The sequence below is a fragment of the Pseudomonas sp. FYR_5 genome, from assembly GCF_043106315.1.
GTDB classification, from domain to species: Bacteria; Pseudomonadota; Gammaproteobacteria; order Pseudomonadales; family Pseudomonadaceae; genus Aquipseudomonas; species Aquipseudomonas putida_Y.
Window position 1 is genome coordinate 1 of sequence record NZ_JBICMK010000092.1, and the last position, 10,920, is coordinate 10,920.

A 10,920-nucleotide genomic window follows, 5' to 3' on the forward strand; every position below is an offset into this window, starting at 1 on the left:
GGGTGTGCACTGCCCTGTAGGAGCGGGTTTACCCGCGAAAGGGCCGGCCCAGGCAACCATCATCTATTTGGCGACCACAACACCCTCAGCCCCCCTGGCCCGGGGCTTGCGAAACACCAGCACATTCCCCGCCATCACTGCCACCAAACCGAGCAAGGCCGGCGCCGTCCACTGATAACCCTCGGCCACCGCCGACACATTCAACGCCACCAACGGGAACAGCACCGTGCAGTAAGCTGCCCGCTCCGGCCCCATGCGCCCGACCAGGGTCAGGTAGGCAGTGAAGGCAATCACCGACCCCGGCACCACCAGGTACAGCAGCGAACCGATGTAGCGCGCGTTCCACTCCATGCTGAACGGTACGCCGCTGACCACACAGAACACCGCCAGCATCACCGCCCCATAGACCATGCCCCAGGCATTGGTCGTCATCGGCTTGAGGCCGGCCTTCTGCTGCATGCTCGACAGCATGTTGCCGGCCGAGAAGCACAGCGTGCCCAACAGGGCCAAGCCAAGGCCGTACAGGGTTTCGCGGCTGGCTGCGTGATGCGACAGCTCCGGCCAGAACAGCAGGCCCAGGCCAAGCAGGCCCAAGGCACCACCGCCAAGCACATTGGTGGCGATCTTCTGGCCGAAGAAAATTCGGGCGTTAAGCGCGTTCCACAGTGTGGCAGTTGAGAACACCACCGCGATCAGGCCGCTGGCGATCCACTGGCTGGCGCTGAGGAAGCAGATGAAGTTGACGCAGAAAAGGCACAGGCCCTGGGCCAGGCAGATCTGGTGGCCGCGGCGGTTCATGGGTTGCAACTGGCGGGTAATCAACAGGAAAGCAAACAGGATCAGGCCGGCCAGGGCGAAGCGGTAGACGATCGACACCGGGATCGCGACCACGCCTAGCTGGAGTTTCAGGGCGATCCAGGTGGTGCCCCAGATCAGGACGGTGAGCAGGTAGAGTGACAGGTTCATGGCGGCAGTTCCTTGGGCCTTTGGAAATCGGTGCCCGGCGCTTGGCGGGTATACCCGCCCCCACAGGGATGACCAGTGTTCTTTCGATCGGCCTCTGTCAGCTTGCATAAACTTGCGCTTTTCTTGCGCCGGTAGATGTCACTCGATCCAGTGCGCAGTAGGATGGCAGGCAAGAGGACCCGCCAATGACGCCACTCAACCAGCTGCAAGTGTTCAACGCCATGCATGCCTCGCCCCACGCCAGGCTGGAGCTGAGCGCGCACCTGGGTGACGGCTTGGCGGCGGCGTTGTGGAGCAACCGTGACGATGCCCGCGACTACCAGGCGCCCAGCCATCACACCCTGTCGTGCTACATCGCCGACGGCACCGGCACCTACCGCCGCCAGCGCCCGGCCGACAAAGGTGCACCCGACAAGCTGTGCGTGATGCCGGCCGGGCAGGAATCGAACTGGGTCGTCAATGGCGCGATCCGCCTGGCGCACCTGTATGTCAGCGAGGCGCAGTTCGCCTTGGGCTGTGTGCGTCTGCTCGACCGGGAACCGCGCGAGCTGCAACTGCAGGAAGCGACCTTTCTGGACGACCCGCAGCAAGCTGCACGCTTTCGTCAATTGATCCAGTTGGACTGGGACGAGCCCAGTGAGCGCCTGCTGGCCAGCAGCCTCGCGCACGAGATCGTTGACCATGCGCTGCTCAGCCAGGTCGGGTTGCGCCAAGGCCTGCGCCTGAAAGGCGGGCTGGCGCCAAACCTGCGCCGGCAAATGGTCGACTACATCGAGGCACACCTGGACCAGCCCATCACCCTGGGCGAGCTGGCGCTGCGCTGCAACCTGTCCGAATACCACTTTGCGCGCATGTTCCGCGCCAGTTTCGGGCTCCCGCCGCACCAGTATCTGCTGGCCCGGCGGCTGCACCGGGCGTGCCAGCTGTTGCGCCTGGGCGTGTTACCGCTGGGGGAGATTGCCTTGTTGTGCGGGTTTGCCAGTGCCAGCCATTTCAGCAACCGATTTCGACAGGCCCTGGGTGCCACACCTGGCGAATACCGCAGCGCCTTTGTCATCTGAAACCGGGTCCGCTCTGCAGCCCCCGATGACCTAGAACTCGAAGGTGCTCGACAAACTTACCTGCCGCGCATCGCCTACCGCCACAAAGTACTGGTTCACCGCCGAGCTGTAATAAACCTTGTCGAACAGGTTCTTCACGTTCAGCTGCAGGCGCACGTTGTGTTCGTCGAGTTTGGTTTCATAAGTGGCAAACGCATCGGCAACGGTATAGCTCGGCAGGTCGAAGGTGTTGGTCGAGTTACCAGAACGTTCGCCTACATAACGGGCGCCGGCACCGAAGCGCAGCCGGTCCCCCCCGAACAGGCTGCCAAAGTCATACACCGCCGACAGCGAGCCGCTGTGCCGGGCCACGTTCTGCAGGCGGTTGCCCTGAAGATCAGGGTCCTTGGTTACCTTGGCATCGGTCAGTGCATAACTGCCGATCAGGCTCCAGCGCTCGCTGAGCTGACCGGTCATGTCGAGCTCCACACCGCGTGAACTGACCTCACCCGCATTGCTGTAGACCGTCTCGCGTGTGATGGCGTCAATGTTCGAGACCAGTACATTGCGTTTGGTGATATCGAACAACGCCAGGGTGCCCGTGATGCGGCCCGGCATGTCGAGCTTGGCGCCCAGCTCCCACGACTTGCCCTCCTCAGGTGCCACCGAGGCGTCGAGCACAACATTGCCGGTCAGCGGCGCGATGGTCGAGTTGGGCTTGAACGACTCGCTGTAGCTGCCATAGAACGAGAGCTGGTCGTCCACTTTGTAGACGATACCGGCGTGGGGGACCCAGGCCTGGCCACTGATGTCGGTATTGGCCTTGAACGGGCGACCGCGGCCAGCGTACTGGTCGTACTGCTGAAAACGCGCACCAGCTACAAGGATCCAGTGCTCATCGAGGTGCAGCGCATCCTGCACGAACAGCGCATCGGTGCGCAGCTTGTCGGTCTGGTCGCTGTCGCTGGCGCGTACGTTGGAACCCTCCACTTCCTGTCCGTAGACCGGGTCCAGATAACTGAACGTGGACTGTGGTGTCTGGCGGATCAGGTCACCGCGAAAGATCTTGCGGTCTTCATGGTCGATGCCGAACAGCAGGTCATGCTGCATCCCCGCCAGCTCGACATTGCCATTGAGGCTCAGGGTCACGAACTGGTCACGGCTCATGGCATTGTGGGTGCCGTCGATGCTGCGTGTCAGCGTGCCTTGGGTTTCGTTGACGCCGGTCACGCGAATCTGGCTGGCATCGTAGGTCTCACGATTGAAGCTGTAGCCGAAGTGCAGCTTCCAGTCATCGGCCAACTGATGGTCGACTTCCAGGCGATACAGGTCGGAGCGCCCTTCCATGTCGTTGAACGGCTCGTCCAGGCGGCGCGTGGCGGGGATGTTCAGCGGGTGGCCGTTGTTGCCGAACGCGGTGCCACGGTCGAAGGGGTAGAGAAACTCACGGTGCTCGTAGGCCAGCACCACCTGGGTGTCTTCGCCCAGCCAGGCCAGCGACGGCGCCACCAGCGATTCGCGGTGCACGCCATAATTGCGCCAGTAGTCCTCGTCTTCGTGGTCGACGATCAGGCGGTAGGCGAAGTTGCTGTCACCCAGTGCGCCCGTGCTGTCGAGCCCGCCACCGCTGCCGTTCTTGCCGCTGCCATAGGTCGAGCCGCGCACAGTCAGGGCGTTGTACTGCTGCAACTGCGGACGCTTGCTGACCACGTTGATGACCCCACCCGGGTCCTGGATACCGTACAGCAACGAGGCAGGCCCCTTGAGCACTTCGACCCGTTCGGTGCTGGCGTTGAGGTTGCGACCCTGCACCACGGGCATGCCATCGCGCATGATCGAGCCGTCGCGGTTGTCGCCGAAGCCACGCTTCATCACCGTATCGGACGTGCCGCCGAAGTTGTTGCCCTGGGTAATGCCGCTGACGTTGGTCAGGGCGTCATCGAGGTTGCGCGGGGCCTGGTCGCGGATGACCTGTGCCGGTACCACGTTGATTGCCTGGGGGATGTCCTGGTTCGGCCCCTGCCCGCGCATGATCGAAGCGCTGGCCTGGGGCTGGTAACTGTAGTCGTCCAGCTGCGAGGTCACGGTGGTGGCCTGTAGGTTGAGGGCGGCGGAAGTGTCTACAGGTTCGAGGGTCAGGGTACGTGCGTCGACGCGGCGCCAGGCCAGCCCAACGTTGCCCAGCAGTTGTTGCAGCGCCTGCTCGGCGCTGAACCGACCATTCAGCGCTGGCGCTTGCACGCCCGGCAGTTCGAGGGTGTAGACCACGCTCTGGCCGGTGGTGCGGCTGAAGGCGTTCAGGGCCTGGGCCAAGGGTTGGGCCGGCTGGGCGAAGGTATAGGCCTGCAACTGCTCGGCAGCGCTTGCCAAGGGGGCGACAGCGAAGGCCGGGAGCGCAGCAAGGCCGAACCAGAGAGGAACGCAACGCGGGGAGAACTTCATGGACGCTGACCTGTGAGAGGGTGATTATTGCGAATCAATCGCACTTTCACTCATTACACGGATGCCACGTGCTGTTACCTCACCTGTGCCTGGAAATATTTTTGCTGTGCCGGCCTCTTCGCGGGTAAACCCGCTTCTACAGGGGGGTGGACGCTGTAGGCGGGTTCACCCGCGAAGAGGCCGGCACAGGCAACTACCGAATCAGGGTCAAACGCCCCAACACGGTCTGCCGTGAAAAACCCATCACCTTGCCCAGCGAATCCAGCGCCAGCAGCGGCTCGGCCACCGGAAAGCTGCCGCTGACCTTGCGCTGCCCCAGGTCACCATCGAGCAACAGGATGCGCCCTGGGTAATAACGCCCAAGGTCTTCGATCACCTGCGCCAGCGGCACCTGATAATAGTTCAGCCACCCTTGGCGCCAGGCCAGACGGTTGTCACTGTCCACCGCCAGGGTGTCGCTTACCCTGCCCGCGCTGTAGGTAGCCTGCTGGTTGGCAGTCAGTTCTCGCGCCAAAGTGCCCTGCGCGGGGCTGACGCCCACACGCCCGCTGCGTACCGTCACCTGGGCACCCTCGCCTTGCTCACGCACCTCGAACTGGGTGCCGAGCACCCGCACTTCGCCGCCGGCAGCTTCCACCAGGAACGGCTCACCGGTATGGGTAACCTCGAAGAACGCCGCGCCATGCAGCAACCGCACACGGCGCTCACCCTGGGCGAAATCGACCGCAATGGCGCTACCGGCATCAAGCGTCACCTGCGACTGGTCGGCCAAGGTCACCTGGCGAATCTGCCCGGCACTGCTGTAGTCCGCCTGCAGGTCCTGCAACCAGTACCCCGGGTGCCAACCACCAGCGACGCCCACGGCCAGCACCAGGCAGGCTGCCAACGCCAACCCTGCCACCCGCCGCCAGCCGCCACGCGCCGGTGGTCTGGCCATGGCATCGAGGTAGCGCTGCAGGGCGTCCTGCTCTTCGTCCGCCAGCCGCGCCGCCGGGGCGGCGCTTTTCTGCCACAGCACCTGGGCCTGTTCGTAGGCTGCGCGGTGCGCGGGGTCGGCCAGCAACCAGCGCTTGAATGCCGCCCCTTCGGCTTGCCCGGGTTGCCCGTTGATCCGGTTGAACCATTGCAGGGCAGCCTGAAACTGCGCCTCGGTGATCGGCGGTAAACGGCTCATCGACGGGCGCTCCCTGGCCGGCGTGGGGTGGACGCGGGCTCGGCAACACTCGCCTTGCACGCTTCAAGGGCGCGCATCATATGCTTTTCCACGGCGCTCTGTGACAGCTGCATGGCTTTGGCGATCTCGCTGTACTTGCAGCCGTGAATGCGGTTGAGCAGGAAGATCTGCCGGGTGCGCTCGGGCAAGGCACGCAAGGTGGCCTCGATACGCTGCAAGTCATGGTCGACCTCCACGGCCTGCTCAGGGGCCTGGGCCAGGCTCGCCTCGTTCACCGGCACAGCGGCTTCGGCCACGCGTTCGCGGCTACTTTCGCTGCGCAGGTGGTCTATGGCCAGGTTGCCCGCACAACGCAACAGGTAAGTGTCCAGCGCCTCGACCTTGACCTCGGGGCGACGCCAGAAACGCAGGAACAACTCCTGGACCAGGTCCGAAGCGGTGGCGCGGCAGCCGACCCGACGGCTTACCAGCGCCTCCATACGCGCACGCTGGGCCTGGAACACCTGAACGAAACGTGCACGTGCGCCTGCGCTGTCAGCGTGAGGCTCGATGATATCCCCTGGCTCACTCACGGGGGTCACACGGCAAACACGGCGAGCATCGGGCCCAGCACCACGCTGACGGCGGCCAGGCCCAGCAGCAGACGAGGCTGGTACGGCAGGCCGAACACCCACAGTGTTACCCCGGCCATCATCACCGCGGTCCACTCCACCAGGCCGAGGGCCCAGCCACGCTGGTGCACGCTGAGCACCAGCGACAGTATCAGCAGCAGCCAACCTGCGACACGCAACAGGTGCAAGTGGCGCGGGCGCGGCTTGCGCCCGAGCAAGTCGCTGAAGTGCTTTTCCATCGCCAGGCACAGGGCAACGAAGCCTGCAAAGGCGATCAGTGCGTTACCCAGCATCAGCTCGCCCCCACCGTTTCAATGCTCGGCTTTTTTGTCGCACGCGCGGCGCGCTTGGCTACGGGCGTGGGGCTGGCCAGCATCTTGCGGGCCAGCCAGGCCAGAAACAGGCCGGTCCCCAGGGCTGTCAGATCGAAGCCGGCCATGGCCCAGTCACCCTCCAGTACCGAATGGTTCAAGCCCCGGTCAGTCGTCAGGCCATTGAGCAACGGCAGCAGGGCGAAGGCCAGCGCACCCAGCGCCAGTTGCTCGCCCCAGGCCTTGCGCCCGCTACGCAGCACGGCGTGCACCAGCGACAAGCCCCAGACGATGAAGAAAGCATTCACTTCCCAGTCAGCCCGGCCTTCGACAGCCAAGGGCACCAGGCGGTTGGCCCAGAAGAAGCCCGCCACCGCCAGCAACAAGCCACTCATGCTGGCAATATTGAGCACCTCGACCAAACGCAGCTCACCTGGCATATGCCCGTTCCTGGCGTGCTTGAGCTGGCGCTTGCCCAGCCACATCACCAACCCGGTACCAATCACTGCAGTACCGGCCACGCCAAAGAAGAAATACAGCCAGCGCAGCCAAGGCCCGGCGAAGTTACCCATGTGCAGCCCGGCGAAACTGAAGGCGGTCATCATTACTCCGCTCTCTGGCTTGCCCTGGCTCAACAGCGCACCACTGGCCCCATCGAATGTCCAGTTGGCACTACGCCGATAGGCCACGTGGTCGGCTGCCGATTGGGTGAAGGTGACGCGGGCATTGCTGTCGCCCGGGTTCTGCACCTGGATGTTGCCGACACGCGCCCCCGGCTGCAGCTCCTGCACCTTGGCGTACAGGCTCGGCAGCGCTACCAGCGGCGTGGCCACCTGGGCCGCCTTGGGCGCATCGTTGCGGCCAAACAGGTCGTTGAAGTACTTGTCGGTGTCATTGCCGTAGCTGGCCATGATGCCCGCCGGCATCACCATGTACATGAACAGCACCAGGCTGCTGTAGCTGATCATCAGGTGGAACGGCAGCACCAGCACGCCGATGGCGTTGTGCCCGTCCAGCCAGGAACGCTGCCCCTTGCCAGGGCGGAAGGTGAAAAACTCCTTGAAGATCTTCTTGTGGGTAATGATGCCGGTGACCAACCCCAGCAGCATGATGAAAGCGCAGAACGTCGAGAGCCAACGGCCAACCGGGTAAGGCATCTGAAGCTGGAAGTGAAAGCGGTAGAAGAACTCACCACCGCGGCTGTCACGTGCTGCCACCGGCTGGCCGGTCTGGGTATCGAGGGTTTTTCTGACAAAGCCACGTGGGCCGCCGCTGGGGTCGCGGTAGCCCACACTCAAGGCGGCCTCCCGTTCGTTCGGCAGGCGAATGAACCAGGTACGCGAATGCCCTGCATTGTCCTGCAGGTAACGTTGAGCGACAGCCAGGCTATTGATCGGGTCCAGGGCATGGCTGCGCACTTCAGGCTGCGACCAATGAGTGATTTCTTCCTTGAAGTACGACAGCGTGCCGGTCAGGAAGATGGCGAACAACAGCCAGCCGAAGATCAGGCCAGTCCAGGTGTGCAGCCAGGCCATGGCCTGGCGGAAGCCTTCTTTCATGCGTTCTTCATCCAGTAGGCAACGCCGCTGATCAGGCCCAGCAGCAGGCTTGGCGCCAATACGCCCAACCAGGCGCGACAGGCGCTGCGGCAGGCAAAACACCAGATAAACGCCAGCAGGTAGAAGACGAATGACAGCAGCAGGCCGGTGAGCGTGGCATCGACCTTTGGCAGTGGGGCCAGCAAGGCAATACAGACGCTCGCGAGGGACGCCAGCAGGTAGCCACCCAGCAACGCGGCAAGGCTACGGGAGGTCACGGCCAGGCGATAGCTGAGGGGAAGGCCGGCGGTTTTGCGCGTCATGGCGGGGTCCGGGCGTTTTAAAGGCTGCAATAATAATGATTTCAATTCTCATAAGCAAAGCCCAGAATCCTCTCCCCGTTTGGCCACGATAGCGGCACGTCGCAGCCCGCCAATCTGCAACAAGAAATTTATTTTCCAAAAGGGCTTGAATTCGTCTCGCGCTTGCCTGACCTTAGAGTCAAGAGGCGCAGAAATTCCAAGGGTCTCAAGGACCTGAGCGCGTCTCCATGCGAGCAAGCTGAATAAGGATTGAATCATGCAAATCCAGGTCAACAGCAGCAACGATTTCGACGGTAACGCCCGGCTCGACCAGTGGGTCCGCAGCACACTGCAGAACTCGCTGGAACGTTACGAAGAAGACCTCACCCGCATCGAGGTTCACCTGCGCGACGAGAACGGCGTCAAGCCCGGACCGCATGACAAACGCTGCCAGATGGAGGCTCGCCCGAAAGGCCACCAACCGATTTCCGTGACCCACACCGCCACTTCGCTGGACCAGGCAGTCGACGGTGCCGCCACCAAGCTCAATCACGCGCTGGAACACTTCTACGGCAAGCTGCGCAGCAAGCGCGGCGTCTTGGAACTGAGTGACCCGGACGCCTGATCGCACCAATGAAAACGCCCGGCCAAGTGCCGGGCGTTTTCATTCAAGGCCTCCCTCAATTCACTATCCTCAGCTTGGGTACGGGGAACAGGTTCTCCAGTGTATTCAGCAAGCGCGCGTGATAAAGCGGCTTGCGGAAAAAATCCACCACCTGCAAGTGCAGTAATTCGCTGACGTCATCCAGCTCAGCCTGCCCGGACACGACAATCACTGGCAGGTGCTGGCGGGCCGTATGGTCGCGCATGCGCCTGATCAAACCGATACCACTTTCCTCCGGCATACGCAGGTCGGTGATGACCAGAGCAACGTCCGGATGACGGGTAAGTTGTTGCAAGGCAGCTTTTGCCGATGTCGCGGTCAAGCAAGCGAAGCCTTCGTTCTCGAGAAGTTCGGTCAGCTCCAGCAAAGCGTCCTGCTCGTCATCCACCAAGAGGATCTGCTGGCGCGGGAAAGCGTTCGAGTTCGACATGGCGTTGGCTCCTGCTCACCGGTCAAAGGGCATCTTTGATCGTGGTGAAGGTGGTGTTGACGGCCGTGGAGATGTCCCCGACGAAGGCGGCAAGCACCACTGCGACCATCGTCGCGATGACCGCATATTCGATACCGGACGCACCGTCCTTGCGATGCAGGAAGTTCATGCAGTGCAGAATGAACAGTTTCATGTCTCAGCTCCTTGCGGCACATGCCGGCGATTGCGATATCAAAGTGACACCCATTTGCCATCAAAGAATTGCCAAGCTGAGGCGGACTGCAAATGTATTAAAGGATTAATTACAAAGTATTAGCTCAAGAGGATTAACACCCGCAAAATTGCTAACTGTCTGTATTGCCTCGACTTAATCACACGCCCCCCAAAAAAAACCTCTCACGCATGGCAAATGGCGATGACTGCGCTACCGTTCTATAGCGAAATGATGACTTTTTGACATCAGTCGATGCGTGCAGGGAGGCCGAGATGAGCAGTCGCTTGACCCTATGCCTGGCTGCGTTCTTCCTGCTGGCAGCACTGTTGGCAGGCTACTGGGGTGTGGTGCTGAGCCGCCCTGCGACTGCGCCCGCACCGGCTACCCCTACGCCCCAACAACCGATTGCAGCCATCGCCCCACCGCCCACCACCCCACCGGAGCCACCGCGTACTGCCGTTGTCGTACTGCGCAAGGCTTTGCCAGCCAATACGCCGGTCACTCAAGACGATGTGCTGATCGAACGCCTGCAGGTTGCCCCCGCAGGGGCCTACCAGCAAACCGCGCAGGTAATCGGGCGCACCAGCGCCAGGCCGCTTGCAGCAGGCACCTGGCTGGATGAGTTCAGCTTCCAACCCGGCGGGCCGCTAGCGCGGATGATCCGCACCAGCGAGCGGGCCGTGGCAGTCGGAGTGGACGAAGTGGTCGGCGCCGCCGGCCAACTGCGCCCGGGCGACTACGTAGACGTATTGCTGTTCCTGCGTGAAGAGCCGAACAACCCGCAATCCTCCGCCCAGGTGGTGCTGCCGGCCTTGCGCGTACTCAGTGTTGGCGAGCAGACGGGCCTGGCCAACGACGGCCGCCCGGCGCAGACCGCCGAAGAGCAAAAGGCCCGGCGCGAACAAGCCAGCCTGAGCCATGGCATGGGGACGCGCACCGTGGCGCTGGCAGTGCCCGAGGCCTTGGTCAGCCGTTTGATGCTGGCTGCCCAGGCCGGTACGTTGCGCCTGGCCGTGCGCAGTGCCGATGAACAACGCCTGGCGCGGTACTGGAACGAACCCGATGCCAAACCGCAGGTCGACGCCGCCAACCGCGAACTCTACCGTTTCAGCCAGCTATCCCAGTCGCCGGTGGCCAACGCTGCCAGCCTGGCGACCAGTAAACCCAAACCCGCCATGCACATCATCCGTGGCGCACAGGCTGACGATACGAATAAAAACCCCTGACC

At 62.8% G+C, this 10,920-nt stretch carries 12 protein-coding genes; 3 read left to right on the forward strand and 9 right to left on the reverse strand.

All coding sequences use genetic code 11. The features are described 5' to 3' along the window. Positions 1-63: 63 nt before the first annotated feature. Positions 64-966, reverse strand: coding sequence for a DMT family transporter (locus ACF8RA_RS17290; RefSeq protein ID WP_176682569.1), 903 nt, complete (start codon positions 964-966; stop codon positions 64-66). A gap of 185 nt (positions 967-1,151) precedes the next feature. On the opposite strand from ACF8RA_RS17290, the gene ACF8RA_RS17295 reads away from it, so the two are divergent. Beyond that, positions 1,152-2,027 (forward strand): helix-turn-helix domain-containing protein, encoded by an 876-nt coding sequence (locus tag ACF8RA_RS17295; protein ID WP_176682568.1) that lies wholly within the window; start codon positions 1,152-1,154, stop codon positions 2,025-2,027. A 30-nt stretch (positions 2,028-2,057) separates the two neighbouring features. On the opposite strand, the gene ACF8RA_RS17300 is transcribed toward ACF8RA_RS17295, so the two are convergent. From ACF8RA_RS17300 to ACF8RA_RS17325, 6 genes are all read right to left on the reverse strand, one after another. Further along, positions 2,058-4,448 carry a TonB-dependent receptor gene (locus ACF8RA_RS17300; RefSeq protein WP_176682567.1) on the reverse strand — a complete coding sequence of 797 codons (2,391 nt, stop codon included), beginning with the start codon at positions 4,446-4,448 and terminating at the stop codon, positions 2,058-2,060. 193 nt (positions 4,449-4,641) lie between these two features. Further along, a complete protein-coding gene (locus ACF8RA_RS17305) occupies positions 4,642-5,622 on the reverse strand; it encodes a FecR domain-containing protein (protein ID WP_176682566.1) in 981 nt (326 codons plus the stop codon). After that, positions 5,619-6,194, reverse strand: a complete 576-nt coding sequence (locus tag ACF8RA_RS17310) for an RNA polymerase sigma factor (RefSeq protein WP_108191314.1) — start codon at positions 6,192-6,194, stop codon at positions 5,619-5,621. Before ACF8RA_RS17310 ends, ACF8RA_RS17305 begins: the two co-directional genes overlap by 4 nt. 5 nt (positions 6,195-6,199) lie before the next feature. Beyond that, a complete protein-coding gene (locus tag ACF8RA_RS17315) occupies positions 6,200-6,526 on the reverse strand; it encodes a DUF3325 domain-containing protein (protein ID WP_176682564.1) in 327 nt (108 codons plus the stop codon). Continuing rightward, entirely contained in the window at positions 6,526-8,103 is a 1,578-nt protein-coding gene (locus ACF8RA_RS17320; protein ID WP_176682563.1) for a PepSY domain-containing protein, read from the reverse strand. The genes ACF8RA_RS17315 and ACF8RA_RS17320 overlap by 1 nt, the downstream gene beginning before the upstream one ends. Continuing rightward, positions 8,100-8,405: a DUF3649 domain-containing protein gene (locus tag ACF8RA_RS17325; RefSeq protein WP_176682562.1), complete on the reverse strand. Its 306-nt coding sequence runs from the start codon at positions 8,403-8,405 to the stop codon at positions 8,100-8,102. Before ACF8RA_RS17325 ends, ACF8RA_RS17320 begins: the two co-directional genes overlap by 4 nt. A gap of 256 nt (positions 8,406-8,661) precedes the next feature. On the opposite strand from ACF8RA_RS17325, the gene ACF8RA_RS17330 reads away from it, so the two are divergent. Next, on the forward strand, positions 8,662-9,009 hold the full coding sequence (locus ACF8RA_RS17330) for an HPF/RaiA family ribosome-associated protein (RefSeq protein WP_176682561.1): 348 nt from the start codon (positions 8,662-8,664) through the stop codon (positions 9,007-9,009). Positions 9,010-9,064: 55 nt separating this feature from the next. Here the strand turns inward: ACF8RA_RS17330 and ACF8RA_RS17335 are convergent, their stop codons facing one another. Together ACF8RA_RS17335 and ACF8RA_RS17340 are read right to left on the reverse strand one after the other, a co-directional pair. Further along, entirely contained in the window at positions 9,065-9,478 is a 414-nt protein-coding gene (locus ACF8RA_RS17335) for a response regulator (RefSeq protein ID WP_176682560.1), read from the reverse strand. A 22-nt stretch (positions 9,479-9,500) separates the two neighbouring features. Beyond that, positions 9,501-9,671: a Flp family type IVb pilin gene (locus tag ACF8RA_RS17340; RefSeq protein ID WP_176682559.1), complete on the reverse strand. Its 171-nt coding sequence runs from the start codon at positions 9,669-9,671 to the stop codon at positions 9,501-9,503. A 293-nt stretch (positions 9,672-9,964) separates the two neighbouring features. Between ACF8RA_RS17340 and cpaB the strand changes: the two genes are divergently transcribed. Further along, a complete protein-coding gene (cpaB, locus tag ACF8RA_RS17345) occupies positions 9,965-10,918 on the forward strand; it encodes a Flp pilus assembly protein CpaB (RefSeq protein ID WP_392519384.1) in 954 nt (317 codons plus the stop codon). Positions 10,919-10,920: the final 2 nt, after the last annotated feature.

Coding starts and splice junctions, on each gene's coding strand:
- ACF8RA_RS17290 (WP_176682569.1), bottom strand. CDS start 966: ATGAACCTGTCACTCTACCTGCTCACCGTCCTGATCTGGGGCACCACC.
- ACF8RA_RS17295 (WP_176682568.1), top strand. CDS start 1,152: ATGACGCCACTCAACCAGCTGCAAGTGTTCAACGCCATGCATGCCTCG.
- ACF8RA_RS17300 (WP_176682567.1), bottom strand. CDS start 4,448: ATGAAGTTCTCCCCGCGTTGCGTTCCTCTCTGGTTCGGCCTTGCTGCG.
- ACF8RA_RS17305 (WP_176682566.1), bottom strand. CDS start 5,622: ATGAGCCGTTTACCGCCGATCACCGAGGCGCAGTTTCAGGCTGCCCTG.
- ACF8RA_RS17315 (WP_176682564.1), bottom strand. CDS start 6,526: ATGCTGGGTAACGCACTGATCGCCTTTGCAGGCTTCGTTGCCCTGTGC.
- ACF8RA_RS17320 (WP_176682563.1), bottom strand. CDS start 8,103: ATGAAAGAAGGCTTCCGCCAGGCCATGGCCTGGCTGCACACCTGGACT.
- ACF8RA_RS17325 (WP_176682562.1), bottom strand. CDS start 8,405: ATGACGCGCAAAACCGCCGGCCTTCCCCTCAGCTATCGCCTGGCCGTG.
- ACF8RA_RS17330 (WP_176682561.1), top strand. CDS start 8,662: ATGCAAATCCAGGTCAACAGCAGCAACGATTTCGACGGTAACGCCCGG.
- ACF8RA_RS17335 (WP_176682560.1), bottom strand. CDS start 9,478: ATGTCGAACTCGAACGCTTTCCCGCGCCAGCAGATCCTCTTGGTGGAT.
- ACF8RA_RS17340 (WP_176682559.1), bottom strand. CDS start 9,671: ATGAAACTGTTCATTCTGCACTGCATGAACTTCCTGCATCGCAAGGAC.
- cpaB (WP_392519384.1), top strand. CDS start 9,965: ATGAGCAGTCGCTTGACCCTATGCCTGGCTGCGTTCTTCCTGCTGGCA.